Raw genomic sequence first — 26,311 nt, forward strand, 5'->3', positions numbered from 1 at the left:
GGGGCGAGTGGGTCGGCAAGACGGTCGCGTCGCACGGTTCCGATCGTGCGCCGAGGAACGTCCGGGCTCCACAGGGCAGGACGGTGGGTAACACCCACCCGGGGCAACCCGCGAGACAGTGCCACAGAAAGCAGACCGCCCGGTGCGCGAGCGCCGGGTAAGGGTGAAACGGTGGGGTAAGAGCCCACCAGCGGCCGCGGTGACGCGGTCGGCTCGGTAAACCTCGTCCGGAGCAAGGCCAGACAGGGAACGATGGGGCTGCCCGTCCCGTTCCCGGGTAGGCCGCTGGAGGGTCACGGCAACGTGTCCCCGAGAGAGATGGCCGTCCAGCCGGTGTCGCGCAAGCGCCCGGTGAACAGAACCCGGCGTATCAGCCGGCCCGCTCGCCCTTACTTCGCCGCGAGCGACGCGGCACCGAGGATGCCCGCGTTGTTGCGGTGCACCGCCGGCACGATCGGCGTCTTCAGCTCGAGCAGCGGCAGGAACTGCTCGTGGTGCTTCGAGACGCCGCCGCCCACGACGAACAGGTCGGGCGAGAAGATGAACTCGACGTGCGCGTAGAAGCGCTGCAGCCGCTCCGACCACTGCGCCCAGTCGAGGTCCTCGCGCTCCATCGCCGAGTAGGCCGCCCGCTTCTCGGCCTCGAGCCCGTCGAGCTCGATGTGCCCGAGCTCGGTGTTCGGCACGAGCACGCCGTCGTAGAGGAAGGCCGAGCCGATGCCGGTGCCGAGCGTGGTGAGGATGACGAGCCCGTCGGCGTCGACCGCCGCGCCGTAGCGCGACTCGGCGTAGCCGGCGGCATCCGCGTCGTTGATGAAGTGGATCTCGCGGCCGAACGTCTGCTCGAAGAGCTCTTCGGCGGGCAGGCCGATCCACTCGTGCGAGATGTTCGCCGCCGAGAGCGTGCGCCCGCGCTTCACGATCGCCGGGAAGCAGACGCCGAGGGGGAGCGAGTCGTCGAAGTCGGCCGCGAGCCTCGTGAGCAATTCCTCCGTCGCCGCGAGGATGTCGTCGGGCCGACCGCCCTCGGGGGTCTTCACCTTGATGCGGTCGGAGACGAGCTCGCCCGCGCGGAGGTCGACGACGGCCCCCTTGATGCCCGTGCCGCCGATGTCGATGCCGATCGCGAGTTCCGTGCTCATGCGGTTCACACTATCCCGAGCGGGCGGGGCGGCCGTCGAGGCTCAGGGCAGGGTCAGGATCTCGGCGCCGCGCTCGGTGACGACGAGGGTGTGCTCGAACTGCGCGGTGAGCGAGCGGTCGCGGGTCACCACCGTCCAGTCGTCGGCCCAGACGTCCCACTCGATGCCGCCGAGGGTCAGCATCGGCTCGATCGTGAACACCATGCCCGGTTCGATCACGGTCGTCGCGCCCGGGTCGTCGAAGTGGGGGATGACGAGTCCGGTGTGGAAGGTGCGGCCCACTCCGTGGCCCGTGTAGTCGCGAACGACGCCGTACCCGAAGCGCTTCGCGTACGCCTCGATCGCGCGCCCGATGACGTTCACCTGGCGGCCGGGGGCGACGGCGCGGATGCCTCGCGCGAGCGCCTCGCGCGTGCGCTCGACGAGGAGCGACGCCTCCTCGCTCGCCTCGCCGACGAGGAAGGTGTGGTTGAGGTCGCCGTGCATGCCGTCGAGGTACGCGGTGACGTCGAGGTTCACGAGGTCGCCGTCGGCGAGCACCGTGTCGTCGGGGATGCCGTGGCAGATCACCTCGTTGACCGAGGTGCAGCTCGATTTCGGGTAGCCGCGGTAGCCGAGCGTCGACGGGTACGCGCCGTGCGAGACGACGTATTCGTGCGCAATGCGGTCGAGTTCGTCGGTCGTGACGCCCGGTCGGATCGCGGCAGCCGCTGCCTCGATGGCGCCTGCGGCGACGCGCCCGGCCGCACGGATGCGCTCGACCTCGTCGGGGGAGTAGCGGTCGCCGTCGCGGTTCGCCGACGGCGCGGCGCGGCCGACGTACTCGGGCCGGGCGATCGACGCCGGGACGGCGCGGTTCGGTGACAGTCGGCCGGGGAACAGGTGGCCGGAGGCGTCCTTGGGCATAGGATCAGCCTATGGCCGAGGACATCGAGCACCGGTACTGGTACAACCTGAAGACCGGCGAGGTCGAGCAGGGTTTCGTCTCGCCGTCGGTCGATCGGGTCGGCCCCTTCGAGACGCACGCGGAGGCCGAGCGGGCGCTCGAGATCCTGCGGGCGAACAGCGCGAAGTGGGCCGAGGAGGACGCCGAGGAGAGCTGACGTGTCGGCGCCCGGCCGCGGCGCCTACTCGTACGAGTGCTCGGCGCTCGGGTAGCTGCCCGACTCGACGTCGTCGCGCCAGGCCTTCGCCGCGCCGCTCAGGATGCCCGAGAGATCGGCGTACTGCTTCACGAACTTCGGCACGCGGCCGATCGTGAGGCCCGCCCAGTCGGTCCAGACGAGCAGCTGGCCGTCGGTGTGGGGGCCGGCGCCGACGCTGATCGTCGGGATGTCGAGGAGCTCGGTCACCTGGCGCGCGGCGTCGGCGGGCACCATCTCGAGGACGACGGCGAAGGCGCCCGCGTCCTGGATGGCCTGCGCGTCGGCGAGCAGCTGCTTCACCGCATCGCCGCGGCCCTGGATGACGTGGCCGCCGAGCCCGTGCTCGCTCTGCGGCGTGTAGCCGATGTGCGCCATGACCGGGATGCCGGCGCCGACGATGCGGCGGATCTGCTTCTGGCTGCGCTCGCCGCCCTCGAGCTTGACGGCGTGGGCGCCGGTCTCCTTCATGAAGCGCACCGCGGTGTGCAGCGCCTCCTCGGGGCCGTTCTCGTATGAGCCGAAGGGCATGTCGGCGACGACGAAGGCGCGCTTCACGGCCCCCGCGACCGCGCGGGTCAGCGGGATCAGGTCGTCGACCGTCACCGGAAGCGTGGTTTCGTAGCCCAGCACGTTGTTGCCGGCGGAATCGCCGACGAGGAGGAAGTCGATGCCCGCTTCGTCGAAGATGCGCGCGGTGAGCTGGTCGTAGCTCGTGAGGCCCGTGATCTTGATGCCGTCGCGCTTCGCGTTCTGGAAGTGCCTCGTCCGCACCCGCTTCGGCGCCCCGGGCGTCGGTGCGCCGCCGTACGGGTTCTGCTCAACGGGCTGGTCGTCGGATGCTGCGGTCGTGGGCTCGCCTGACATGCCGCCATCCTCGCACACGCGGTCGAGGCATCCGGGCGCCGAACGTCGCGGTGAGGGGGGTACGAGCCAGTACGCTGGAGGGTGCGAGAGAGGGTGTGGATGGATAAGCAGCGTGACTTCGTTCTTCGCACGATCGAGGAGCGGGGCGTCAAGTTCGTCAGGCTCTGGTTCACCGACGTCGTCGGCACCCTGAAGTCGGTCGCGATCGCCCCCGCCGAGGTCGAAGGGGCCTTCACCGAGGGCATCGGCTTCGACGGCTCCGCCATCGAGGGGCTCAGCCGCACCTTCGAGTCCGACCTTCTGGCCTACCCCGACCCGTCGACGTTCCAGACGCTGCCCTGGCGCGGCGACATCGACCCCACCGGTCGCATGTTCTGCGACATCACGACGCCCGACGGAGAGCCGGCCGTGGCCGACCCGCGCAACGTGCTGAAGCGCACGCTCGAGCGGGCCGCCGACCGCGGATTCACGTTCTACACGCACCCCGAGATCGAGTTCTACCTGCTGCGCTCGTCGAAGTTCGGCGAGGACGGCCCCATCCCCGTCGACTCGGCCGGCTACTTCGACAACGTGCCCGGCGGCACCGCCCACGACTTCCGCCGGCGCTCGGTGCGCATGCTCGAAGACCTGGGCATCTCGGTCGAGTTCAGCCACCACGAGGCGGGGCCGGGCCAGAACGAGATCGACCTCCGCTACGCGGACGCGCTGACGACGGCCGACAACATCATGACCTTCCGTACGGTCGTGAAGGAGGTCGCCATCGAACAGGGCGTCTACGCCACGTTCATGCCGAAGCCCTTCTCGCAGTACCCGGGTTCGGGCATGCACACCCACTTGTCGCTCTTCGAGGGCGACACGAACGCCTTCTACGAGCCCGGCGCCCAGTACCAGCTCTCGAAGATCGGCCGTCACTTCATCGCCGGCCTTCTTCGCCACGCGAACGAGATCTCGGCCGTCACGAACCAGTTCGTGAACTCGTACAAGCGCCTCTGGGGCGGCGACGAGGCGCCGAGCTTCATCTGCTGGGGCCACAACAACCGCTCCGCGCTCGTGCGCGTTCCGCTCTACAAGCCCAACAAGGGTCAGAGCGCCCGCGTCGAGTACCGCGCCATCGACTCGGCGGCCAATCCCTACCTCGCGTTCTCGCTGCTGCTCGCGGCCGGCATGAAGGGCATCGAGGAGGGCTACGAGCTGCCGCCCGAGGCTGAGGACGACGTCTGGGCCCTCACCGACAGCGAGCGTCGCGCGCTCGGGTACAACCCGCTGCCGGCGAGCCTCGATCACGCGATCGAGTACATGGAGGGCTCGGAGCTCGTCGCCGAGACGCTGGGCGAGCAGGTCTACAACTACGTGCTGGCGAACAAGCGGGCGGAGTGGCGCGACTATCGTTCGCAGGTCACGCCGTTCGAGCTGCAGCGCAACCTCGAGATCCTCTGACCCGCGACGTGTCTCGACAGGCTCCGACGCTCGGTCGGCTCGCGCGGGCGGGCTTCGATGACCTCGACCGGGCGGCGGCCGGCCTCGGCAGGCTCGCGGAGGCGACCGGTGTCGACGGCGAGACCCTGCTCGAGGCGCTCGGCACCGCGGCCGACCCCGATTCCGCCCTCGCCGAGCTCGAGCGGCTCCATGACCGTGCTCCCGCCGAACTCGTCGCGGTGCTCGCCGAGCCCGCGGCGGCCGAACGCCTCGCGCGGCTCGTCGGCGCCTCGCGTGGGCTCGCCGAGTTCCTGAGTCGGCATCCCGCCGAGATCGCACTGCTGCGTGCGGTGCCGATGCCGCCGCCGACGTCCGCCGAGGCACGCGGCCTGCTCCTCGCGGCCGTCGACGAGACCCCGGGGGCCGCCGATCCCGATGCCGTCGCCGCCGCGATCCGTGCGCGGTACCGGCGCCTGCTCACGGGCGTCGCGGTCTACGACCTCACCCGGCACGACGCCGTCGACGCCGTCGACGTCGTGGCCGCAGGCCTCGCCGACCTCGCCGGCGCTGCCCTCGACGCGGCGGTCGCGGGGGCGCGTCGCATCGTCTCCCGCGGCGAGGGCGCTCCGGCGGCACCCGGGCGCTACCCGGCCGCCGAGGTCGAGGCGACCCGGCTGGCGATCATCGGCATGGGCAAGGCGGGCGCCCGCGAACTGAACTACGTCAGCGACGTCGACGTCATCTTCGTCGGCGAGTCGGCGGACGACGCCGTCGTGTCGACGCCGCGTGCGATCGAGATCGCCACCCGCATCGCCATGGTCGCGATGCGCCTGATCGGCGAACCCGGCATCGAGCCGCCGCTCTGGGAGGTCGACCCGAACCTCCGCCCCGAGGGCAAGGACGGCGCGCTCGTACGCACCCTCGAGTCGCACCTCCAGTACTACGAGCGCTGGGCGAAGAGCTGGGAGTTCCAGGCGCTGCTGAAGGCCCGCCCGCTCGCAGGCGACCTCGAGCTCGGCGGACGGTACATCGCCGGTGTCGCGCCCATGGTGTGGTCGAGCTCGAGCCGCGAGGGCTTCGTCGAGTCCGTGCAGCGCATGCGCGAGCGGGTCACCGAGCACATTCCCGCTGACGAGGTCGACGTGCAGGTGAAGCTCGGCCCCGGCGGTCTCCGCGACATCGAGTTCACGGTGCAGCTGCTGCAGCTCGTGCACGGCGCGAGCGACGAATCGATCCGGCAGGGTGGCACCCTGCTCGCGCTCACCGCCCTCGCCGAGGGCGGCTACGTCGGCCGCGAGGAGGCGGGGGAGTTCTCGCGCGACTACCGCGTGCTCCGGGTGCTCGAGCACCGGCTTCAGCTCGAACGCCTGCGCCGGACCCACTTGATGCCGCGCGACGCCGATCGCCTCCGCGTCCTCGCACGGGCGTCCGGACTCGGGCGCGACGCCGCTGAGCTCACCCGCGTCTGGCAGACGACCCGGCAACGCGTGCGGGGCCTCCATCAGCGGCTCTTCTACCGGCCGCTGCTGTCGGCCGTCGCCGCCCTGCCCGCGTCGGGTCTCGAGCTGACGAGCGCCCATGCGGAGGCCCGCCTCGCCGCGATCGGGTTCCGCGACCCGCGCGGGGCGCTCGCGCACATCGCCGCGCTCACCTCGGGCCTCTCGCGTCGCGCGACGATCCAGCGGCATCTCATGCCGGTGCTGATCTCGTGGTTCGCAGAGGGCACCGACCCCGACTTCGGCCTGCTCTCGTTCCGGCGCCTGAGCGACACGCTCGGCACGACGCACTGGTACCTCCGTCTGCTGCGCGACTCGTCCGACGCAGCGCTCCGCCTCACTCGCGTGCTCTCGGGTTCCCGCTATGCGGCCGAGCTGCTCGAGCGCGCCCCCGAGGCCGTCGCGTGGCTCGAGGATCTCGAGGAGCTGCGGCCCCGCTCGCTCGCCGCCCTCCAGGACGAGACCCGCGCGGTGCTCCGCCGTCATGAACAACCCGACGACGCCGCGAAGATCTTCCGTGCCATCCGCCGCCGCGAGATGCTGCGCCTGGCCCTCGCCGGCATCCTCGACGTCTGCACCGTGGAGGAGCTCGGCCACGGGCTCAGCGACCTCGCCGAGAACCACATCGCCGCGCTCGTCTCCGCGATCCGGGGCGACGAGCCCGACGGCATCGAGTTCGCCGTGATCGGCATGGGGCGCTTCGGCGGGCGCGAGCTCGGCATCGGCTCCGACGCCGACATCATCTACGTGTACCGGCTGCAGGGAGCCGAGGCCGATGCCGCGCACTCGCGCGCCCTCCGCATCGTGAGCGAGCTCGTGCGCCTCTCCGAGGACGCACGCCTGCCCTTCGAGCTCGATGCCGACCTCCGGCCCGAGGGGCGCAACGGGGTCGTGGCCCGCTCGCTCGACGCGTATCGCGCGTACTACTCGCGCTGGTCGCTCACCTGGGAGGCGCAGGCGCTCCTGCGCGCCCGCGGCGTGGCCGGCGATGCGCCGCTCATCGCCGACTTCACCGAGCTCGCCGACACCGTTCGCTATCCCCGTGAGATCGCCGAGCAGGCGGTGCGCGAGGTCAAGCGCATCAAGGCCCGCGTCGAGAACGAGCGCCTGCCGCAGGGCGCCGACCCGACCCGCCACCTGAAGCTCGGTCGCGGATCGATCTCCGACGTGGAGTGGTTCGTGCAGCTCGTGCAGCTGCAGCACGCCGCCGACATCGCCGCGCTCCGCACGACCTCGACGCTCGGCGCGCTCGAGGCGGCGACCGCGGCCGGCCTCGTCGAGGCCGACGACGCCGAGACCCTGCGCGCCGCCTGGGTGTTCTCGTCCCGCGCCCGCTCCGCGCTCACGCTCTGGCTCGACCGCACGACCGACGTCCTGCCCGTCGAGCGCTCGCAGCTCGAGGGCGTCGCGCGCATCATGGGCTATCCGGCCGGCTCGGCGACCCAGCTCGAGCACGACTACCTCCAGCTCACCCGACGCGCCCGCGCGGTGTTCGAGCGCGGGTTCTACGGGCTCGAGCCGAAGCGCGAACCCACCGTCTGACCGTCGACCTCGTCGGCGGCCGGATGCCGCCGGGCCGACCCGTGGCATCCGGCTCGCGACGCGGCTCGCACGACGTGAACGCCCCGAGCTGGGGTCGTGCGCACGGCGACGGCGCGCCGATAGGCTCACGGCAATGTCAGACATCCCCGGCGCGATCGCCCTCGCCATCTCCATCGCCGCATTCGGATTCTCGCTGCTCTCGTACGTGCTGCAACGTGCGAAGGATCGTCGGGATCTCTTCCTCAACCTGCACCGGACGCTCATCGAACCCGAGCTGCAGGAGGGACGGCGACGTCTGCACGTGCTCGACGAGAGTCGACTCGGCACCATCCAGGACGAGGACCTCGACGGGTACCAGCAGATCAACCGCTCGCTCGCGATGTTCGACGTCTTCGCGATGTACGTCAACCGGCGGTACATCAGCGAGGAGCTCGCGCTCGAGGAGTGGGGCGACGTGCTCGCCCGCACCTGGACGAAGGCGGAGCCCTTCATCGAAGCGAGGTACGAGCGCTCCGGTCACCGTCCGTGGCCGCACCTCAGGGCGCTCGGTCCCCGAGCCGTCGCGTGGGCGGCGTCGCGCGGCACGAGCATCTGAGCCGCGCTGCGGCCGAGCACGTCGCATCCCGAACGGCGGAAGGGCCGCCCCGCATGCGCGGGACGGCCCTTCCGGAGCAGCAGGGGGCTGCGGGGTGATCAGACGCCGTAGTAGAGCTCGAACTCGAACGGGTGCGGGCGCTGGGCGAGGGGCTTGAGCTCCTTCTCGCGCTTGTAGTCGATCCAGGTCTCGATGAGCTCCTTGGTGAACACGCCGCCCTCGAGGAGGAAGTCGTGGTCGGCCTCGAGCGCGTCGAGCGCCTCGCCGAGCGAGCCCGGCAGCTGCGGGATCGCCTTGGCCTCCTCGGGCGGGAGCTCGTAGAGGTCCTTGTCGACCGGCTCGTGCGGCTCGATCCGGTTCTTGATGCCGTCGAGGCCGGCCATGAGCTGGGCCGCGAAGGCGAGGTAGGGGTTGCTCGCGCCGTCGGGCACGCGGAACTCGATGCGCTTGGCCTTCGGGTTGGTGCCGGTGATCGGGATGCGGATGCACGCCGAGCGGTTGCCGGCCGAGTACACGAGGTTGACGGGCGCCTCGAAGCCGGGCACGAGGCGGCGGAACGAGTTGACGCTCGGGTTCGTGAAGGCGAGCACGGCGGGCGCGTGCTTCAGCAGGCCGCCGATGTACCAGCGCGCGATGTCGCTGAGCCCGCCGTAACCGGCCTCGTCGTAGAACAGCGGCTTGCCGTCGTTCCAGAGTGACTGGTGGGTGTGCATGCCCGAGCCGTTGTCGCCGAAGAGCGGCTTCGGCATGAAGGTCGCCGTCTTGCCCCACTGGTCGGCGGTGTTCTTGACGATGTACTTGAACTTCAGGATGTCGTCGGCCGCGTGCACCATCGTGTCGAAGCGGTAGTTGATCTCCTGCTGTCCGCCGGTGCCCACCTCGTGGTGCGAACGCTCGAGGTGGAAGCCCGCCTCGATGAGCTTGAGCGAGATGTCGTCGCGCAGGTCCGCCGTCTTGTCGACCGGGCTGACGGGGAAGTAGCCGCCCTTGAACGGCGTCTTGTTGCCGAGGTTGCCGCCGTCCTCCGTGCGGCCGCTGTTCCAGGCGCCCTCCTCGGAGTCGACGGAGTAGAAGCTCGAGTGCTGGTTGATCTCGTAGCGAACGTCGTCGAAGATGTAGAACTCGGCCTCGGGAGCGAAGTAGGCGGTGTCGGCGATGCCGGTCGACGCGAGGTACTTCTCGGCCTTCTTGGCGACCTGGCGCGGGTCCTTCGAGTAGATCTCGCCGTTGCGCGGGTTGTAGATGTCGAAGACCATGACGAGCGTGCGCTCGGCGCGGAACTGGTCGATGTACGCGGTCGTCACATCGGGGATGAGCTGCATGTCGGACTCGTGGATGTTCGCGAAGCCGCGGATCGAGGAGCCGTCGAAGAGCTGGCCGACCGTGAAGAACTCCTCGTCGACCGTCGAGGCCGGGATGTTGAAGTGCTGCTGCACGCCCGGGAGGTCGGTGAAGCGGATGTCGAGGAACTTGACATCCGTCTCCTTGATGAACTTGAGGACTTCGGACGAATCAGTGAACATGTTTCGGCGTCTCCAACGGGGGCGGGTTAGCGGAACGGTCTTGCACAGCCACGAGCGACGCTATCCGCGCGCCGTTTCCCGACCATGACCGGAATGTTTCGGCCATGTTACGCCGGGACGGCTTCGGTAGAATCATCTGGTGCCCGACGCGAAACCTCAGACATTCGGCGATCTCGAACCGAGTCGCTGGCCCGGCGAACGACTCGGGCTCCCCGACACGGGGCGTGGTTCGGTCGCTCGCGCCGGCCGTCGCATCGCGGCGCTCCTGCTCGACTGGGGCAGCGCGATGCTGCTCTCGCTGCTCGTGACGCCCTACGAGTCGGTCGCCTACACGTGGGTCACGCCGCTCGTGTTCGCGGTGCTGCAGATCGTCTTCATCCCGACGATCGGGGGCAGCCCCGGCCACCGTCTGCTCGGCATGCACGTCGTCGCCGTCGAGGGCGGCTGGGTCGGCTTCGTCCGCCCGATCGTGCGCACGGGCCTGCTGCTCCTCGTGATCCCCGCACTCGTCTGGGACTCCGACCAGCGCGGCTTCCACGACAAGGTCGCCCGCACGGTGCTCATCCGGTCGTAGCCTGCGACGAGGCATCCGCCCGCCGCCCTCGCGCTGCAACGACGAACGCGGCACCCGTCGAGTCGAGACGGATGCCGCGTGGCCGAAGTCGTGCGCTCAGCGCATCTTGCCGCGCTGCGGCCGGGCCTTCATCGGGTCGATGCCCTTCGGGATCGGCAGTGCCATCTGGAGGGAGTTGAGCCGGTTCGAGACGGCGAGGACCTCGGGCTTCGTGAGCGCCTTCTTCGTCTTGCGGAGCGTCGCGGGCAGACGGTAGAGCTCGATCGAGCCCTCGTCGTGCCCCACCGAGATGAGCGTGATGGGCACGTTCGGAAGCACGCGCGCGACCTTGCGCTGCTCGTCGTCGAGCATGCGCTGCGTGCGGCTCACGGGGCCCTCGCTGATCAGCGCGACGCCGCCGCGGCCGACCGCGCGGTACACCGCGTCCTGGGTCTTGCCGTTGACGGCGACCGGCATCTCGTTGCCCACCCAGCTGCCGCGCAGGCCACTGCGCAGCACCGCGCCCACGGCGCCCGGCTGGCCGTCGATCTGCGAGTAAGCGGCGCGCTCGGCACGACGGCCGAGCACCACGAGCGCGAGGAGGAGACCCGCGAGGACGCCGGCGACGATCCAGAGGGCGATGGTGAAGCCGTTGCCCTCGCTGAGCAGCAGTGCGAGCGCGAGACCGACGATGATCGGCCCGAGGAACGCCAGGAGCATCAGCCACTGCGCGGTCGAGTCGTAGCGGCGGGTCATCTGGAAGACCTGCCACATCTGCTTGAGGCGGCCGGGCTCCTTCTGAGCCTTCGATGCGTCCTTGGTGCGTGCCATGGTTCCAAGGATACCGGCGGCGGGGGCCTGCTCGGACCGCGTGGGACGTCGCGTTCCGAGCAGGCCGGTTACCCGCGGCGCCGGATCAGCCGACGGCCTGCGCGAACCCGAGCGATGCGTCGGCGAGGTGGGCGAGCTCGTCGGGGAGCTCTCGGCCCTTCGCCCGCATCGACTGCGCCCAGAGCCGGCCGGCGCGGTACGACGAGCGCACCAGGGGGCCCGCCAGCACGCCGAGGAAGCCGATCTCCTCGGCCTCGGCCTTGATCTCCAGGAACTCCTCGGGGCGCACCCAGCGCGCGACCGGGAGGTGGCGCGGGCTCGGACGCAGGTACTGGGTCACCGTGATGATGTCGGTGCCCGCGTCGTGGAGGTCGCGGAGAGCCTGCGAGACCTCCTCGCGTTCCTCGCCCATGCCGAGGATGAGGTTGGACTTCGTGATGAGCCCCGCGTCGCGGCCCTGGGTGATCACGTCGAGCGATCGCTCGTAGCGGAAGGCCGGGCGGATGCGCTTGAAGATGCGCGGCACCGTCTCGACGTTGTGCGCGAAGACCTCGGGCCGGGCGTCGAACACCTCACGCAGGAGCTCGGGCTCGCCGTTGAAGTCGGGCACGAGGATCTCGACGCCGGTGCCGGGGGACTGGCGGTGGATCTCGCGGATCGTCTCCGCGTAGAGCCACGCCCCGCCATCGGGCAGGTCGTCGCGGGCGACGCCCGTCACGGTCGAGTAGCGCAGCTGCATGCGCACGACCGACTCGCCGACGCGGCGCGGCTCGTCGGCGTCGAAGTCGGCCGGCTTACCGGTGTCGATCTGGCAGAAGTCGCAGCGACGGGTGCACTGCGAACCTCCGATGAGGAAGGTCGCCTCGCGGTCCTCCCAGCACTCGTAGATGTTCGGGCAGCCGGCCTCCTGGCAGACCGTGTGCAGCTCTTCGCTCTTCACGAGCGACTGCAGCGCACGGTACTCGGGGCCCATCTTCGCCCGGGTCTTGATCCACTCGGGCTTGCGTTCGATCGGCGTCTGGGCATTGCGGACTTCGAGGCGCAGCATCCTGCGTCCCTCGGGAGCGGTGCTCATGCGGCGATCGCCGCCTCGAACTCGAGGCGGAGGCGGTCGCTCACGGCGTCGACGAGGTCGGCCGGTGTGATCGTGCGGCCCGCCTCGCGGCTGACGGTCGTCACGCCGGCGTCGCGGATGCCGCAGGCGACGATCCGATCGTACGGCTCGAGCGAGTTCGAGCAGTTGAGCGCGAAGCCGTGCATCGTGACGCCGTCGGCGACGCGGATGCCGATGGCCGCGATCTTGTCCTCGAGGCCGGGGTCACCCACCCAGACGCCGGATCGGCCGTCGACGCGTCGGCCGTCGACGCCGAGCTCGCGCAGGACGTCGATGAGGACGCCCTCGAGGCGGCGGACGTAGCCGACCACGTCGATCGGCTCGGCGAGGTGGATGATCGGGTACCCCACGAGCTGGCCCGGACCGTGCCAGGTGATCTTGCCGCCGCGGTCGACGTCGATGACGGGGGTTCCGTCGGTCGGCCGCTCGTCGGGAGAGGTTCGCTTCCCGGCGGTGTAGACGGAGGGGTGCTCCAGGAGGAGGACGGTGTCGGGGCGTTCGCCCGCGACGACCGCGCGATGGACGGCGCGCTGAAGGTCGAGACCCTCGATGTACGGCACGGAGTTGGCGCTTAGCCCCGTGACGACGATGTCGAGCATTCGGCCAGTCTAGGCGACTCGTCCTCCACAGCTGATCCCGGCACCGCAGCCCGCCCGATCCGCCCGCAGGCGACGTCAGGACGGCGCTCGGCGAGCAGAGTTCTGGGATGAGACGTCACTCGCGCAGCCGCTCGGCCGGGGCTCCTCGTTCCCGCCCAGACCTCGTGCCGGCGCCCGCGGCCCCGCTCGGCGACGGCCGCGCGGTCATCTCGGGCTATCGACTCCTCCGTCGCCTCGCCTCGGGCGATCGCGCCGGGGTCTACCTCGCGAGCAGCCTCCATCCCGTTGAGAGCGGGTCGTCTCCGGCGGCGCCGGTCGCCCTGCGCATCTACGAGGCGGGGTGCGACGACGCGCGCGTCTCGGTCGAGATCTCGGCGATGACGGCGGATGCCACGGGCACCCTCCCTGCGCTCGTCGATGTCACCGCACTCGACGACGGCCGCTGCGTGCTCGCCGTCGAGCGGGTCGGCGGTCCCACGCTCGCGAGGCTGCTCACCGAGCGGGCACTCGAGCCGGGGGAGGCGGTCACCATACTCGCGCCCATCGCGGTCGCGGTCGCCGGGCTCGCCGAGGCCGGCTTCGTGCACACGAGGCTCGCCCCCAACGACGTGCTGATCGACGGGGTCGGTCGGCCGAGGCTCATCGGGCTCGGCGCAGTCCGACGGCTCGACGAGGTGTCGAGCGCGATCGAGCGTACCGAACTGCTCCGTGAGGGCCATGCCGCGCTGTCCCAGCTCGTCGCCGTCGTGGCGGAGGCGACGCGACCCCAGGGCAGCCTCGACCGAGCCGTCGCCGCGATCCGCGACGCCGCCGCCGCGCGTCCGTTCGTCCGCAGTGAAGCGCTGCTCGAGCGCACGCTGTTCGAGTCGGCCGCCGCGTCGCCCGTCCGTGGCGTCCTCGCGGGTACTGCGCACTCATCGTCGTGGACCCGGCCGCCCGGCACCGGCGAGGTCGACGACGGCGGCCACGGGGGTGGGCCGGAGCCCGTCTCGCCGCTCGACGCCGCGACACCGGCGAGTGCTCCCGAGCCATCAGCTCGCCCCGGCATGCTCCGAACGCTCGCGGCCCTCGCTCAGCTGCCGGCGGACGCGTTCGAGCACGGGGCCCGCCTCGCCGACGTCGGCCCCGTGACGTCGCTCGCCGCGCGCCTGCGGCGTGCTCTCGCCGCACGCCGACGGGCCGTGCTCGTCGCAGCCCTCGCGGGCGGTGCCGCGCTGGTGCTCCTGCTCGCACTCGTGCCTCCGGCCGACACGGGCTCAGCGGGCGGCGCCGGCGAGGTGGAGGCCGGCGCGTCGGCGTCGACTGCTGCGGCCGACGGGCCCGGCACCGACGACGCCGCGGCAGGTGGGCCCGGCGAGACCGCGGTGGAGTCCGCCGAAGACCACGTCCCCGAGGGCGCGACGGCGGCCGAGGCGCAGGCTCCCGGCGGCGCCGCGAGCGAAGCCGACCCGATCGGCGCGACCAGGGCGCTGCTCGCGCTCCGCGAGGACTGCCTCGGCACCCTCGACGCCGCCTGCCTCGAGCAGGTCGACCAAGCCGGTTCCGCGATCGAGCGGGCCGACCTCGCTGCGCTCTCGGGTGCGCGCGAAGGGGACCCGATCGCACCGGGCGCCTTCGCGCTCGACGCGGTCGCGATCGCGGCGGAGATGGGGGATGCCGTGCTCATGACCGTGCCGTACGCCGATCCCGAACGCGAACCGGCCTCGCTCCTCGTGATGAGGGGCGAGGCCGGTTGGCGTCTTCGAGAACTCTTCGACTAGATGCCGAGGTCGGCGTCGAACGCGCCCTCTTCGAGGCGATCCTTGACCGCCGTGAGGAAGCGCGCGGCGTCGGCTCCGTCGATGATGCGGTGGTCGTACGACAGGGCGAGGTAGACCATCGAGCGGACGGCGATCGCGTCGGCGCCGTCCTGGCTGACGACGACCGGCCGCTTGACGACGATGCCGGTGCCGAGGATCGCCGACTGCGGCAGGAACACGACGGGCGTGTCGAACAGGGCGCCGCGCGAACCGGTGTTCGTGAGGGTGAACGTGCCGCCCGCGAGCTCGTCGGGCTTCAGCTGGTTGTTGCGCGTGCGGTCGGCGAGGTCGGCGATCTGCGCGGCGAGGCCGGCGATGTCGAGCTCACCCGCATTGCGGATGACCGGCGTGAGCAGGCCGCGCTCGGTGTCGACCGCGATGCTCATGTTCTCCTGCGGCGGGTAGACGATGCTGTCGCCGTCGACCGTCGAGTTGATGATCGGGTACGCGCGCAGCGCCTCGGCCGCAGCCAGGGCGAAGAACGGCAGGAAGGAGAGCTTGTTGCCGGTCTTCGCGAGGAAGTCGCCCTTCACGCGGTCGCGGAAGCGGGCGACGCGCGTGACGTCGACCTCGACGACAGTGGTGAGCTGCGCCGTCGACGTCATCGAGACGACGGCGCGCTCGGCGACGACCTTGCGCAGGCGCGTCATCGGAACGGTGGTGCCGCGCAGCGGGGAGGTCTCGAGCGGGGTGCGCGCGGCGGGAGCGGCCGCGGCAGCAGCCGGAGCCGCCTGCGCCGAGATCACGTCCTGCTTGCGGATGCGGCCGCCGACGCCGGTGCCCGTGACGCTGGCGAGGTCGACGCCCTGCTCGTTCGCCAGCTTGCGGACGATCGGGGTGACGTAGCCCGAGGGGCCCGCGTGGGCGCCCGCGGTGGGCGCGGGAGCAGCGGCGGGCGCGGCCGGTGCTGCCGGCTCGGGAGCGGGAGCCGCAGGTGCCGCGGCAGGCTCGGGAGCCGGAGCCGGAGCCGGAGCCGCGGGTGCGGCGGCGGGCTCGGGCGCGGGTGCCGGAGCAGCGGGTGCGGCGGCGGGCTCGGGCGCGGGTGCCGGGGCAGCGGGTGCGGCGGCGGGCTCGGGCGCGGGAGCGGGCGGCGCGGCGACCGGCTCTGCGGGAGCGGGCGGGGCCTCGGCGGCCGGAGCCTCCGAGGGTGCGGGAGCCGCCGCCTCGGGTGCCGCGGCCTCGGGTGCGGCAGCGCCGGAGCCGTCGCCGATCGTCACGAGCGCGGTGCCGACCTCGACGGTCTCGTCCTCCTGGACGAGGATCGCCTCGATGACACCCGCGACGGGCGACGGGATCTCGGTGTCGACCTTGTCGGTCGAGACCTCGAGCAGCGGCTCGTCGACCTCGACACGGTCGCCGACATTCTTCAGCCAGCGGGTGACCGTGCCTTCAGTGACACTCTCACCGAGTGCCGGGAGGCTGACGGATTCGCTCATGCGCTTGTCTCCTTCACAGCGTGGGAACGCTTTCTAGCTTATTGCAGTCGTTGGGCGGGCGGCGGGGCTCAGATGGCGTGCAGCGGCTTGCCGGCGAGCTTCAGCACTGCCTCGCCGAAGGCCTCGGCCTGAGTCGGGTGGGCGTGGATGAACGGGGCGATGTCCTCGGGGTACGCCTCCCAGTTCACGGCCAGCTGGGCCTCGGCGATGAGCTCACCGACGCGCCCGCCGATCATGTGGACGCCGACGATGGGGCCGTCGTTCACGCGCACGACCTTCACCGAGCCGCCGGTGCCGAGGATGCTCGACTTGCCGTTGCCCGCGAGGTTGTAGTCGTACGAGCTGATCTGCTCGGCGCCGAACTTCTCGGCCGCCTTTGCCTCGGTGTAGCCGACCGAAGCGATCTCGGGCTCGCAGTAGGTGATCTTGGGCACGTTCACGTCTTCGACGACGATCGGGTTCAGGCCCGCGATCTCCTCGGCGACGAAGATGCCCTGCTGGTAGCTGCGGTGGGCGAGCTGGAGGCCGGGGACGATGTCGCCGACGGCGTAGACGCCCGGGACGTTCGTGGCGAGGCGGTCGTTCGTCAGCACGAACCCGCGATCCATCGAGATGCCGGCCTCTTCGAAGCCGAGCCCCTGGGTCGAGGGGCCGCGGCCGACCGCGACGAGCAGCAGCTCGGCGTCGTAGCTCTGGCCGTTCTCGAGCGTGATGACGACGCCCTGCTCGTCCTGGGTGACGCCCTGGAACCGGACGCCGAGCGAGAAGTCGATGCCGCGCTTGCGGAAGGCCCGTTCGAGCTGCTTCGAGATCGACTCCTCCTCGTTGGGGACGAGGTGGGGGAGTGCCTCGATGATGGTCACCTCGGCGCCGAAGGAGCGCCAGACGCTCGCGAACTCGACGCCGATGACGCCGCCGCCGAGCACGGCGACCTTCTTGGGCACGAAGTCGAGCTCGAGCGCCTGCTCGCTCGTGATGACGCGGCCGCCGATCTCGAGGCCCGGCAGCGAGCGTGAGTACGAGCCGGTGGCCAGGACGACGTTCTTGCCGACGTAGCGGTCGTCGCCGACCTGCACCGTGTCGGCGGCGACGAGGCGGCCCTCGCCCTCGACCACGGGGATGCCGCGGGCCTTGAGCAGGCCCTGCAGGCCCTTCCACTTGCTGGCGACGATGCCCTCGCGGTACGCCGAGACGCCGTTGATGTCGATGCCCTCGAACGCCGTCTTCACGCCATACTTCGCGGCGTCCTTCGAGACCTCGGCGACCTCGGCCGCGTGCAGCAGCGCCTTGGTCGGGATGCACCCGCGGTGGAGACACGTGCCGCCGAGCTTGTCCTTCTCGATCACCACCGCGGTGAGTCCGAGTTCGACGGCGCGAATCGCAGCGGCGTAACCCGCGCTGCCTCCGCCGAGGACGACCATGTCAAAGTTCTGCTCGGACAACCGCAATCTCCCTTGCGCATCTGATCTGCGTCACGGACCGCCGCCGGCGTGTCGCCGCGGCAGGGCGTATGGGCGACGTTCTCGCCCATACGACCTTACTACTTGGCGGAGAGCTCCTCGCCCAGCGCGACGAGGGTGCGGACGGCCGCGCCGGTGGCGCCCGTTCCGGTGAATCCCCACCCTGCGCCGCCGTTGTGGCCGGGGCCCGCGATGTCGAGATGGGCCCACGGGATGCGGTCCTCGGAGGCGTCCTTCTTCCCGACGAACTGCTGCAGGAAGACGCCGGCGAGGAGCATGCCGGGCACCGTCATGCCGAGCTTCGTGTTCATGAGGTCGGCGACGTCGGACTTGAGGAGGGGGAGCAGGTCGGCGGGGAGCGGCATCGGCCACGTGGTCTCGTCGACGGCGTCGGCGACCGCGCGCACGCGGGCGACGAGTTCGTCGTCGCCCATGAGTCCGGTGATGCGGTGGCCGAGGGCGACGACCTGGGCGCCGGTGAGCGTCGCGACGTCGACGATGGCGTCGGGCTGCTCCTCGCTCGCGGCCACGAGGGCGTCGGCGAGCACGAGCCGGCCCTCGGCGTCGGTGTTCACGACCTCGACGGTCTTGCCGCCGCGGATGCGCAGGACGTCGTTCGGGCGGATGGCGGTGCCGGACGGCATGTTCTCGGCGAGGCACAACCAGCCGGTGACCTTGATCGGCAGCCCGAGCTCGGCGATCGCGACGATCGCGGAGAGCACGGCCGCTGCGCCCGCCATGTCGGTCTTCATGCCGACCATCGAGGCCATCGGCTTCAGCGAGAGGCCGCCGGAGTCGAAGGTGATGCCCTTGCCGATGAGGGCGAGATGGGTGGATGCCCCGTCGGGGGCCCACTCGAGGCGCACGAGCCGGGGCCCGCGGCTCGACCCCTGCCCGACGCCGGCGATGCCGCCGAAGCCGTCGGCCGCGAGCGCCGCCTCGTCCCACACCTTGCTGGTCACGCCGACGGCGGTCGCCGCCTCGACGGCGAGCGCGGCGAAGGACTCGGGGTAGAGCTCCGACGGCGAGGCGTTCACGAGGTCCTTCGTGCGCGCGACCGCCGCGACGACCGAGCGGACGCGGTCGAGGCCGACCTCGTCGGCGGTGAACCCGGTGTGCAGCTCGAGGCGCGACACCGGCGGCTTGGGCTCGCTGCGGTACTCGTCGTACGCGTAGGCGCCGAGCGCGGCGCCCTCGAGGACCGCCGCGGCAGTGGCCGCGTCGTCGACGGTCGCGGCGATCGCGACGGACTCGGTGCCGGTGAGGCGGCGCACGGCGGAGCCCGCCGCACGGCGGAGGCTCGAGGCATCCGACCGTTCGCCGACCCCGACGACCGCGACGACACGGGCGCCGCCCGCGACGCCGGGAACCCGCGTGAGCTCTTCGCTCGCCCCGGTCGCGCCGAGCGCGACGAGCTGGGGGCCGACCCACTCGAATCCGTCGGCGGCGACCAGTTCGGGACCGTCGGCGCCCTTCGTCGCGAGAAGCAGCACGACGTCGGCGTCGGCGGTGGATGCGGGGGAGGCGGAGACGGAGAGCGTGGGAACGGTCATGACTCCCGATCGTACGTGTTCGCTCTCGGCATGAAGGCCGGCCGCCCGGTTCGGGAGGGCGCCCCGGCCGCGTCAGTAGGCTGGAATCATGCGCGATCCCCGCTCCCTGTTCGAGTTGAACGCCGACGTCGCGGTGCCGCCGGGCCTGCCGCTCGTCGCGGGACTCACCGGCTCCGCCGACGCGGGCGGCGCCGTCGCGCAGACGACCGAGTACCTGAGGGAGACCCTCGACACCACGCTCGTCGCGAGCTTCGACATCGACGAGCTCCTCGACTACCGCGCGCGCCGCCCGATCATCCTCTTCGAGGGCGACCACCTGAGCGACTACACGCCGCCCCGGCTCGCGCTCGAGCTCGCCCGCGACGAGCTCGGTCGTCCGTTCCTCCTGCTCACGGGCTTCGAGCCCGACTTCCGGTGGGAGCAGTTCAGCGCCGCGGTGCTCCTGCTCATCGACGAGCTGCAGGTCTCGTCGACCACGTGGGTGAACTCGATCCCCATGCCGGTGCCGCACACGAGGCCGATTCGCGTCACCGTGAGCGGCAACCGTGAGGAGCTCATCGAGACGATGTCGGTCTGGCGGCCGACGACGCAGGTGCCGTCGAACGCCCTGCACCTGATCGAGTACCGCCTGGTCGAGCTCGGCCATCCGACGACGGGGTTCGTGCTCCTCATCCCGCACTACCTCGCCGACGCCGAGTACCCGTCGGCGGCGGTGGCCGCGCTCGAGGCGATCAGCGCCGCGACGGGGCGAATCTTCCCGACCGACGCGCTTCGCGAGCAGGGGCGCGACTTCCTCGGGCGCATCGACGAGCAGGTCGGCGAGAACGGCGAGCTCGCGAAGCTCGTCGGCACGCTGGAAGAGCGTCATGACGCCTACATGGAGGGCACGACGCTGCGTTCGCCGCTCACCGACGAGGACGGCGAGCTGCCGAGCGCCGACGAGATCGCCGCCGAGCTCGAGAAGTTCCTCGCCTTCCGGCGTTCCCGGGACGACGAGCCGCCGCGCGCGGGCTGACCGGGAGCGGGCCGAAGGAATTCCCGGGCGCCGCCGGGCGTTGACCACTGGTGTAGGTCGGGGTGTCGAATGTGCGTTCGCGCCGTTCGGGGCCTGTATAATTAAGGCAGGACCCGTTCGGGTCCGCGGGTGCGATCGAGGTCGCACCGACACGCGGACTTGACATGGGTCCTCATAGTGTCCGAAAACGACCGGACCGACAGCTCGAGCCGCGCCCTCCGCCGAGGGCACACGCCGGCCGACGGTAGGAGAGGTTCATACGTATGGCAACGACGAAGGCGAAGGCGGCCGGCGAGGCTGAGGCCCCCGCCGCGAAGCGCCAGACCGCCGCGAAGTCGGCCGCGAGCAAGGCGCCCGCGAAGGCGCCCGCCGCCAAGGCCGCGGCGAAGACGACGACGGCGTCCAAGACGCCCCGCACCGCGACCGCGAAGGCCGCGGCGAAGCCCCGCACGAAGGCGAAGGGCAAGGCGTCCGAGGACGAGGACGAGGACGACGTCGAGCCGGTCGAGCTCGACGAGGTCGAGGTCGACGGCGACGGCGCCGACGAGAGCGACGACGACGCGAAGCCCGTCGCGGTCGAGCCGCACCCGACCGGCGCACTCGTGCTGCGCGCCGCCGACGACGAGGACGAAGTGCCCGTCTACTCGTCCGCGATCACGGGCGCCACGGCCGACCCCGTCAAGGACTACCTGAAGCAGATCGGCAAGGTCGCGCTCCTGAACGCGGCCGAAGAGGTCGAACTCGCGATGCGCATCGAGGCGGGTCTCTTCGCAGAAGAGAAGCTGTCGGCGATGACCGACGCCGAGAAGCGCTCGCAGCTCGGTCGCGAGCTGCAGTGGGTCGCGAAGGACGGCCAGCGCGCCAAGAGCCACCTGCTGGGTGCCAACCTGCGCCTCGTGGTCTCGCTCGCCAAGCGCTACACGGGTCGCGGCATGCAGTTCCTCGACCTCATCCAGGAGGGCAACCTGGGCCTCATCCGTGCGGTCGAGAAGTTCGACTACACCAAGGGCTTCAAGTTCTCGACCTACGCGACGTGGTGGATCCGCCAGGCGATCACCCGCGCGATGGCCGACCAGGCCCGCACCATCCGCATCCCGGTGCACATGGTCGAGGTCATCAACAAGCTGGCCCGGGTGCAGCGGCAGATGCTGCAGGACCTGGGCCGAGAGCCCACGCCCGAAGAGCTGAGCCGCGAACTCGACATGACCCCCGAGAAGGTCATCGAGGTGCAGAAGTACGGCCGCGAGCCGATCTCGCTGCACACCCCGCTCGGTGAGGACGGCGACAGCGAGTTCGGCGACCTGATCGAAGACACCGAGGCCGTCGTCCCGGCCGACGCGGTGGGCTTCACGATGCTGCAGAAGCAGCTCGAGTCGCTGCTCGACTCGCTGAGCGAACGCGAGGCGGGCGTGATCCGCATGCGCTTCGGCCTCGGCGACGGCATGCCGAAGACCCTCGACCAGATCGGCGACACCTTCGGCGTCACGCGCGAGCGCATCCGCCAGATCGAGTCGAAGACGATGGCGAAGCTCCGCCACCCGTCGCGGTCGCAGTCGCTGCGCGACTACCTCGAGTAGGCCGCAGGTGCGCTACGCGCCGGCGATCCTCGTCGGCCGACTCACCCGTTTCGCCGCCCGGCTGCGCAAGCCGGGCGGCGGTTCGGCCGTCCCCGGCCTCGTCGTCAACCGCATCGCCCCGAAGTACCTCAAGCGCACACTGTCGGGCTTCCCGCAGGGGCTCGTCGTCGTGTCCGGCTCCGCCGGGAAGTCGACGACGACGAAGATGCTCGTCGCGATCCTCCGTGAGCACGGCGTCGACGTCTTCACGAACCCGTCGACGGCGAACATCAGCCAGGGGCTCACCTCTGCGCTGCTCGAGCAGGCCGACTGGCGGGGCCGCGTGCCCGGCGAGGTCGCGGTGCTCGAGATGGACGAGGGCCACGGCGCCCTCGTGATGCAGGGAGTCGACGCGCGCGTCGTCGCGCTCACGAACGTGATGGTCGACCAGATCGACCGCTTCCACGACTCCGAGATGGTCGCCGGAATGCTCGGCCGCATCGCGGCACGCGCCGGCGAGGCGGTCGTCGTGAACGCCGACGACGCGTACCTCGAGCGCCTGGCCGCCAGGCTCCGACCGGACGTCGCGGTGCACCGGTTCGGCGTCTCCCAGGCGGTGCTCGACTCCGCCCCGCGCGGCCTCGGCTACACCGAGACGTCGACGCACCGGCTCACGCCGGGCGACGGCCTCGTCATCGACGCGGTCGACGGGCGCGAGGTCGTGCTCGACGACCGCGGCGCACCGGTGCGCGCAGGGCTGCCCGCGCGAGGCATCCACTACGCCGTCGACGCCGCCGCGGCCTACGCGACCGCATCGGCGGTGCTCGGCGACCGCTTCTCGGCCGAGGTCGCCGCGCGCGCGCTCACGGCCATCCCCGCGGTCTTCGGCCGCGGCGAGCGCGTCACCGTGCGCGGCCAGGAAGTCGAGTTCGTGCTCGTGCAGAACCCGGCGAGCTACCAGCTCAACGTCGACAGCATCGAACCCGGGACGAGCGACATCCTGTTCGCGATCGGCTCCGACGTGCGCGACCCGTCGTACTTCTGGCCGGCCGACGCCGCCTCGCTCGAACGCGTGAAGATCGTGAGCGGTTCGAAGGCCGCGGAGGCGGCGCTCATGCTCGCCTACGACGGAGTCGAGATCGAGCGGGTCGAGCCCGAGCTCGGGGTCGCGCTCGACGACTTCCTCGCCGCGCCCGCGCCCGAGCGCGGCGTGAAGACGATCGTCTTCTCCGCCGACTCGATGCGGCGCACGCGCGCCCACCTCGGACTGACGGGATCGGAATGACGTTCACCATCGTGTCGCTGCTGCCGACGCTGCAGAACACCAACGGCGACGCGCAGAACGCGGACGTGCTCGCACGGCGCGCCCGATGGGCGGGCCTCGAGGCAGAGGTCGTGGCCGTCGACGACCGCTCGGCGCTCCCCGAGCGGGTCGACGCCGTCGTCCTCGGGTCGGGCAGCGACGCCTCGCTCGAGGCGAGCCGCGAAGCGCTGCTCGGGATGCACGACGAACTCCGGCGGTGGGGCACCGAGGGCGTGCCCGTCCTCGCGGTCGGCACCGGCTGGGAGCTACTCAGCTGGGGCGTCGAGACGGGCGACGGGCGCAGCATCGAGGGCCTCGGCATCCTGCCCGGGCGGGCCGTGCCGCGTGACGGCCGGGTCACCGGCGACCTCGTCGTGAAGTCGCCGCTGCTCGGCATGCTCGTCGGTTTCGAGAACCACGCCCGCGACTACCTCGGCGCCGAGGGCTCCCCGCTCGGCCGCGTGCGCGCCGGCGGAGGGAACGGTCGCGAGTCCGCCCAGGAGGGCGTCGTCATGGGCGCCGTCTTCGGCACGCACCTGCACGGGCCGGTGCTCGCGAAGAACCCCGCGTTCGCCGATCACCTGCTCGGCATCATGGCCCAGCGCGCGGGCGTCGCGTACGCCCCGGGCGGGCGGGCCGGCGAGGTCGACGGCTACGCCGCCGCGGCGCGCGCCGCGCAGCTCCGTGCGGCGGGCGTCGAGGCATCCGCCCACTGATCACCCGATCGGCTCGGTGAGCCCTTCGAACGACGGAACGCCCCGGGTTCCCCCGGGGCGTTCCTCATGCGATCGGTGCGCTCAGCGCTTGTCGTCGGCGAGCAGGCGGCTCGACTCGTCGTGCCAGCTGTGCGCGATCTGCGAGAGCTTCTCCTGGTGCTTGCGGCCGTGGTGGGCGCAGAAGAGGAGTTCGCCGCTCGCGACGACGACGCGGATGTAGGCCTGCGCGCCGCAGGCGTCGCAGCGGTCGAGCGCAGTGAGCTCGTAGGGGGTCTCGAGTTCATCGACCGCACCGGTGGTCTCGGTGTACTGGGTCATGGCTCCTCCTCCGTGCTCATGGATTCCGTTCATCAATGAAAACACGCGGGGGACCGCCTCCCTTCCATGTGGCAGGGCATTTCGCTCAGCGCGTAGCGCCTGCACGAAGCTGTCGGTGCGGCTCACTAGGCTTGATCGACGTGAGCTCCGACTATTCCGCCCGCCATCTCTCCGTCCTCGAAGGGCTCGAGGCGGTGCGCAAGCGCCCCGGCATGTACATCGGTTCGACCGACTCCCGCGGTCTCATGCACTGCGTCTGGGAGATCATCGACAACTCGGTCGACGAGGCGCTCGCGGGCCACGGTTCCGAGATCGGGGTGCTGCTGCACGCCGACGGCAGCGTCGAGGTGCGCGACCGTGCGCGAGGCATCCCGGTCGACGTCGAACCGAAGACCGGGCTCACCGGCGTCGAGGTCGTGTTCACGAAGCTCCACGCCGGCGGCAAGTTCGGCTCGGGGTCGTACGCGGCGTCGGGCGGGTTGCACGGCGTCGGCGCCTCGGTCGTCAACGCGCTCTCCGAGCGCCTCGACGTCGAGGTCGACCGCGACGGCAAGACGTACGCGATGTCGTTCCACCGCGGCGAGCCGGGCGTCTTCGCCGACTCGGGTGCTCCGTCGCCCGACGCACCGTTCACCCCCTTCGAGGAGCGCAGCGAGCTCCGCGTCGTCGGCAAGGTCAAGAAGGGCGTCACCGGCACGCGCATCCGCTACTGGGCCGACCGGCAGATCTTCACGAAGGGCGCCGAGTTCCAGACCGACGAGCTGCTGGGTCGCGCCAGGCAGACCGCCTTCCTCGTGCCCGGGCTCGCGATCGACGTGACCGACGAGCGCGGCGAGGTCGCGCACACGACGTCGTTCCAGTTCGACGGCGGCATCTCCGAGTTCGTCGACCACCTCGCGCCCGACTCGGGCATCACCGACATCTGGCGACTGAGCGGCACGGGCAACTTCACCGAGACCGTGCCCGTGCTGAGCGAGGGAGGCGCCATGGTGCCGACCGAGCTCACCCGCACCTGCGACGTCGACATCGCGCTGCGCTGGGGCACCGGGTACGACACGGTCGTGCGCTCGTTCGTGAACATCATCGCGACGCCGAAGGGCGGCACGCACCAGACCGGCTTCGACCAGGGCCTCCTGAAGTTCCTGCGCCAGCAGGTCGAGCAGAACGCGCGGCGGCTCAAGGCCGGCAACGACAAGCTCGACAAGGACGACGTGCTCGCCGGCCTCACGGCGGTCATCACCGTTCGGCTGCCCGAGCCGCAGTTCGAGGGCCAGACCAAGGAGGTGCTCGGCACGCCGGCCGTGCGCAACATCGTCTCGAGCGTGCTCACCAAAGAGCTCGGCGCCCGCTTCGCGTCGACGAAGCGCGACGACAAGGCGCAGTCGGCCCTCCTGCTCGACAAGGTCGTCGCCGAGATGAAGTCCCGCATCTCGGCCCGCGCGCACAAAGAGACGCAGCGTCGTAAGAACGCACTCGAGAGCTCGTCGCTGCCGGCGAAGCTCGTCGACTGCCGTTCGAACGATGTCGCGCACAGCGAGCTGTTCATCGTCGAGGGCGACTCCGCCCTCGGCACGGCGAAGCTCGCTCGCGACAGCGAGCACCAGGCCCTGCTGCCGATCCGGGGCAAGATCCTCAACGTGCAGAAGGCGAGCGTGGCCGACATGCTCGGCAACGCCGAGTGCGCGTCGATCATCCAGGTCATCGGGGCGGGCTCGGGGCGCAGCTTCGACCTCGCCCAGGCCCGCTACGGCAAGGTCATCCTGATGGCCGATGCCGACGTCGACGGTGCGCACATCCGCACGCTGCTGCTCACCCTCTTCTTCCGCTACATGCGCCCGATGATCGAAGAGGGGCGCGTGTTCGCCGCCGTGCCGCCGCTGCACCGCGTCGTGGTCGTCAACCCGGGCTCGAAGCCGAACGAGACCATCTACACGTACTCCGAGGCCGAGCTCAAGGGCGTGCTGGCGGGGCTCGACAAGCAGAAGAAGCGGTACCAAGACCCGATCCAGCGGTACAAGGGCCTCGGCGAGATGGACGCCGACCAGCTCGCGACGACCACGATGGACCGCCGTCACCGCACCCTGCGCCGCGTCGGCATCGGCGACGCCGAGAACGCCGGGCGAGTCTTCGAGCTGCTGATGGGCAATGAGGTCGCGCCCCGAAAGGAGTTCATCATCGAGAGCTCCGACGCGCTCGAGCGCGACCGCATCGACGCCTGAGCCTCACGGCGCCGGGCAGCGTCGGGCGACCTCGACCGGGCGGGAGCCCCGCTGCCTCGCCGCTCCGAACGCGAAGGAGGCGGGCACCCGACCGGGTGCCCGCCTCCTTCTCTGCT

Annotated in this window: 22 protein-coding genes and 1 other RNA gene; 12 read left to right on the forward strand and 11 right to left on the reverse strand. The window is 71.1% G+C overall.

The genetic code is table 11. The features are described 5' to 3' along the window. Positions 1 to 8: 8 nt before the first annotated feature. Positions 9 to 386: RNase P RNA component class A (rnpB, locus tag ACFVTH_RS14790), an RNA gene on the forward strand. Positions 387 to 389: 3 nt separating this feature from the next. Here rnpB and ppgK read toward each other — a convergent pair. Continuing rightward, the gene (gene ppgK, locus ACFVTH_RS14795) at positions 390 to 1,142 is read right to left on the reverse strand and encodes a polyphosphate--glucose phosphotransferase (RefSeq protein WP_387092426.1); all 753 of its coding nucleotides are present in this window, start codon (positions 1,140 to 1,142) and stop codon (positions 390 to 392) included. Positions 1,143 to 1,184: 42 nt separating this feature from the next. Then, a complete protein-coding gene (map, locus tag ACFVTH_RS14800; RefSeq protein WP_387092428.1) occupies positions 1,185 to 2,048 on the reverse strand; it encodes a type I methionyl aminopeptidase in 864 nt (287 codons plus the stop codon). Between the two features lie 11 nt (positions 2,049 to 2,059). On the opposite strand from map, the gene ACFVTH_RS14805 reads away from it, so the two are divergent. Further along, the gene (locus ACFVTH_RS14805; protein ID WP_387092431.1) at positions 2,060 to 2,245 is read left to right on the forward strand and encodes an SPOR domain-containing protein; all 186 of its coding nucleotides are present in this window, start codon (positions 2,060 to 2,062) and stop codon (positions 2,243 to 2,245) included. 24 nt (positions 2,246 to 2,269) lie between these two features. Here the strand turns inward: ACFVTH_RS14805 and panB are convergent, their stop codons facing one another. Continuing rightward, the gene (gene panB, locus ACFVTH_RS14810) at positions 2,270 to 3,151 is read right to left on the reverse strand and encodes a 3-methyl-2-oxobutanoate hydroxymethyltransferase (protein ID WP_387092433.1); all 882 of its coding nucleotides are present in this window, start codon (positions 3,149 to 3,151) and stop codon (positions 2,270 to 2,272) included. 99 nt (positions 3,152 to 3,250) lie between these two features. Between panB and glnA (ACFVTH_RS14815) the strand changes: the two genes are divergently transcribed. The 3 genes from glnA (ACFVTH_RS14815) (at position 3,251) to ACFVTH_RS14825 (ending at position 8,200) form a co-directional block, all read left to right on the forward strand. Further along, entirely contained in the window at positions 3,251 to 4,588 is a 1,338-nt protein-coding gene (glnA, locus tag ACFVTH_RS14815; RefSeq protein ID WP_157424467.1) for a type I glutamate--ammonia ligase, read from the forward strand. 8 nt (positions 4,589 to 4,596) lie between these two features. After that, on the forward strand, positions 4,597 to 7,605 hold the full coding sequence (locus ACFVTH_RS14820; protein ID WP_387092436.1) for a bifunctional [glutamine synthetase] adenylyltransferase/[glutamine synthetase]-adenylyl-L-tyrosine phosphorylase: 3,009 nt from the start codon (positions 4,597 to 4,599) through the stop codon (positions 7,603 to 7,605). 133 nt (positions 7,606 to 7,738) lie between these two features. Further along, positions 7,739 to 8,200, forward strand: coding sequence for a hypothetical protein (locus ACFVTH_RS14825; RefSeq protein WP_387092438.1), 462 nt, complete (start codon positions 7,739 to 7,741; stop codon positions 8,198 to 8,200). Positions 8,201 to 8,298: 98 nt separating this feature from the next. Here the strand turns inward: ACFVTH_RS14825 and glnA (ACFVTH_RS14830) are convergent, their stop codons facing one another. Next, positions 8,299 to 9,723: a type I glutamate--ammonia ligase gene (gene glnA / locus ACFVTH_RS14830; RefSeq protein WP_387092441.1), complete on the reverse strand. Its 1,425-nt coding sequence runs from the start codon at positions 9,721 to 9,723 to the stop codon at positions 8,299 to 8,301. 136 nt (positions 9,724 to 9,859) lie between these two features. Between glnA (ACFVTH_RS14830) and ACFVTH_RS14835 the strand changes: the two genes are divergently transcribed. Then, on the forward strand, positions 9,860 to 10,297 hold the full coding sequence (locus ACFVTH_RS14835) for an RDD family protein (RefSeq protein ID WP_387093646.1): 438 nt from the start codon (positions 9,860 to 9,862) through the stop codon (positions 10,295 to 10,297). 96 nt (positions 10,298 to 10,393) lie between these two features. On the opposite strand, the gene ACFVTH_RS14840 is transcribed toward ACFVTH_RS14835, so the two are convergent. The 3 genes from ACFVTH_RS14840 to lipB form a co-directional block, all read right to left on the reverse strand. Then, positions 10,394 to 11,107 carry a DUF4191 domain-containing protein gene (locus ACFVTH_RS14840; protein ID WP_387092444.1) on the reverse strand — a complete coding sequence of 238 codons (714 nt, stop codon included), beginning with the start codon at positions 11,105 to 11,107 and terminating at the stop codon, positions 10,394 to 10,396. An 85-nt stretch (positions 11,108 to 11,192) separates the two neighbouring features. Beyond that, a complete protein-coding gene (gene lipA, locus ACFVTH_RS14845; protein ID WP_387092446.1) occupies positions 11,193 to 12,182 on the reverse strand; it encodes a lipoyl synthase in 990 nt (329 codons plus the stop codon). Beyond that, a complete protein-coding gene (lipB, locus tag ACFVTH_RS14850; RefSeq protein WP_387092448.1) occupies positions 12,179 to 12,820 on the reverse strand; it encodes a lipoyl(octanoyl) transferase LipB in 642 nt (213 codons plus the stop codon). The genes lipA and lipB overlap by 4 nt, the downstream gene beginning before the upstream one ends. A 107-nt stretch (positions 12,821 to 12,927) precedes the next feature. Here lipB and ACFVTH_RS14855 point away from each other — a divergent pair, with 107 nt between their 5' ends. Next, on the forward strand, positions 12,928 to 14,580 hold the full coding sequence (locus ACFVTH_RS14855) for a hypothetical protein (RefSeq protein ID WP_387092451.1): 1,653 nt from the start codon (positions 12,928 to 12,930) through the stop codon (positions 14,578 to 14,580). Here ACFVTH_RS14855 and sucB read toward each other — a convergent pair. The 3 genes from sucB to ACFVTH_RS14870 form a co-directional block, all read right to left on the reverse strand. Then, a complete protein-coding gene (gene sucB, locus ACFVTH_RS14860) occupies positions 14,577 to 16,055 on the reverse strand; it encodes a 2-oxoglutarate dehydrogenase, E2 component, dihydrolipoamide succinyltransferase (protein WP_387092453.1) in 1,479 nt (492 codons plus the stop codon). The two genes, ACFVTH_RS14855 and sucB, sit on opposite strands and share 4 nt — an antisense overlap. A gap of 68 nt (positions 16,056 to 16,123) precedes the next feature. Beyond that, positions 16,124 to 17,497, reverse strand: a complete 1,374-nt coding sequence (gene lpdA / locus ACFVTH_RS14865; protein ID WP_387092455.1) for a dihydrolipoyl dehydrogenase — start codon at positions 17,495 to 17,497, stop codon at positions 16,124 to 16,126. Between the two features lie 98 nt (positions 17,498 to 17,595). Continuing rightward, complete coding sequence (locus ACFVTH_RS14870) at positions 17,596 to 19,068, reverse strand: leucyl aminopeptidase (protein WP_387092458.1); 1,473 nt, start codon at positions 19,066 to 19,068, stop codon at positions 17,596 to 17,598. A gap of 88 nt (positions 19,069 to 19,156) precedes the next feature. Here ACFVTH_RS14870 and ACFVTH_RS14875 point away from each other — a divergent pair, with 88 nt between their 5' ends. The 4 genes from ACFVTH_RS14875 (at position 19,157) to ACFVTH_RS14890 (ending at position 23,658) form a co-directional block, all read left to right on the forward strand. After that, the gene (locus ACFVTH_RS14875) at positions 19,157 to 20,083 is read left to right on the forward strand and encodes a proteasome assembly chaperone family protein (protein WP_387092460.1); all 927 of its coding nucleotides are present in this window, start codon (positions 19,157 to 19,159) and stop codon (positions 20,081 to 20,083) included. Positions 20,084 to 20,346: 263 nt separating this feature from the next. Continuing rightward, the gene (locus ACFVTH_RS14880) at positions 20,347 to 21,660 is read left to right on the forward strand and encodes an RNA polymerase sigma factor (RefSeq protein ID WP_387092464.1); all 1,314 of its coding nucleotides are present in this window, start codon (positions 20,347 to 20,349) and stop codon (positions 21,658 to 21,660) included. Positions 21,661 to 21,667: 7 nt separating this feature from the next. Next, positions 21,668 to 22,924, forward strand: a complete 1,257-nt coding sequence (locus ACFVTH_RS14885) for a Mur ligase family protein (protein WP_387092465.1) — start codon at positions 21,668 to 21,670, stop codon at positions 22,922 to 22,924. Then, on the forward strand, positions 22,921 to 23,658 hold the full coding sequence (locus ACFVTH_RS14890) for a type 1 glutamine amidotransferase (protein WP_387092467.1): 738 nt from the start codon (positions 22,921 to 22,923) through the stop codon (positions 23,656 to 23,658). The genes ACFVTH_RS14885 and ACFVTH_RS14890 overlap by 4 nt, the downstream gene beginning before the upstream one ends. 81 nt (positions 23,659 to 23,739) lie before the next feature. Here ACFVTH_RS14890 and ACFVTH_RS14895 read toward each other — a convergent pair whose 3' ends face one another. Continuing rightward, positions 23,740 to 23,976, reverse strand: coding sequence for a hypothetical protein (locus ACFVTH_RS14895; protein ID WP_022887733.1), 237 nt, complete (start codon positions 23,974 to 23,976; stop codon positions 23,740 to 23,742). 140 nt (positions 23,977 to 24,116) lie between these two features. Here ACFVTH_RS14895 and ACFVTH_RS14900 point away from each other — a divergent pair, with 140 nt between their 5' ends. Continuing rightward, on the forward strand, positions 24,117 to 26,195 hold the full coding sequence (locus ACFVTH_RS14900) for a type IIA DNA topoisomerase subunit B (protein WP_387092470.1): 2,079 nt from the start codon (positions 24,117 to 24,119) through the stop codon (positions 26,193 to 26,195). Positions 26,196 to 26,311: the final 116 nt, after the last annotated feature.

Origin of the sequence: Agromyces sp. NPDC058104 (genome assembly GCF_042884835.1) — a bacterium.
Classification (GTDB): domain Bacteria; phylum Actinomycetota; class Actinomycetes; order Actinomycetales; family Microbacteriaceae; genus Agromyces.

Bases quoted from the DNA above. Each gene is read 5' to 3' on its own strand.
- ACFVTH_RS14875 (WP_387092460.1), top strand. From the start codon at position 19,157: ATGCGCGATCCCCGCTCCCTGTTCGAGTTGAACGCCGACGTCGCGGTG.
- sucB (WP_387092453.1), bottom strand. From the start codon at position 16,055: ATGAGCGAATCCGTCAGCCTCCCGGCACTCGGTGAGAGTGTCACTGAA.
- ACFVTH_RS14855 (WP_387092451.1), top strand. From the start codon at position 12,928: ATGAGACGTCACTCGCGCAGCCGCTCGGCCGGGGCTCCTCGTTCCCGC.
- panB (WP_387092433.1), bottom strand. From the start codon at position 3,151: ATGTCAGGCGAGCCCACGACCGCAGCATCCGACGACCAGCCCGTTGAG.
- ACFVTH_RS14890 (WP_387092467.1), top strand. From the start codon at position 22,921: ATGACGTTCACCATCGTGTCGCTGCTGCCGACGCTGCAGAACACCAAC.
- ACFVTH_RS14870 (WP_387092458.1), bottom strand. From the start codon at position 19,068: ATGACCGTTCCCACGCTCTCCGTCTCCGCCTCCCCCGCATCCACCGCC.
- ACFVTH_RS14825 (WP_387092438.1), top strand. From the start codon at position 7,739: ATGTCAGACATCCCCGGCGCGATCGCCCTCGCCATCTCCATCGCCGCA.
- map (WP_387092428.1), bottom strand. From the start codon at position 2,048: ATGCCCAAGGACGCCTCCGGCCACCTGTTCCCCGGCCGACTGTCACCG.
- lipB (WP_387092448.1), bottom strand. From the start codon at position 12,820: ATGCTCGACATCGTCGTCACGGGGCTAAGCGCCAACTCCGTGCCGTAC.
- ACFVTH_RS14880 (WP_387092464.1), top strand. From the start codon at position 20,347: ATGGCAACGACGAAGGCGAAGGCGGCCGGCGAGGCTGAGGCCCCCGCC.
- ACFVTH_RS14895 (WP_022887733.1), bottom strand. From the start codon at position 23,976: ATGACCCAGTACACCGAGACCACCGGTGCGGTCGATGAACTCGAGACC.
- glnA (WP_157424467.1), top strand. From the start codon at position 3,251: ATGGATAAGCAGCGTGACTTCGTTCTTCGCACGATCGAGGAGCGGGGC.
- lipA (WP_387092446.1), bottom strand. From the start codon at position 12,182: ATGAGCACCGCTCCCGAGGGACGCAGGATGCTGCGCCTCGAAGTCCGC.
- ACFVTH_RS14805 (WP_387092431.1), top strand. From the start codon at position 2,060: ATGGCCGAGGACATCGAGCACCGGTACTGGTACAACCTGAAGACCGGC.
- ppgK (WP_387092426.1), bottom strand. From the start codon at position 1,142: ATGAGCACGGAACTCGCGATCGGCATCGACATCGGCGGCACGGGCATC.
- ACFVTH_RS14840 (WP_387092444.1), bottom strand. From the start codon at position 11,107: ATGGCACGCACCAAGGACGCATCGAAGGCTCAGAAGGAGCCCGGCCGC.
- glnA (WP_387092441.1), bottom strand. From the start codon at position 9,723: ATGTTCACTGATTCGTCCGAAGTCCTCAAGTTCATCAAGGAGACGGAT.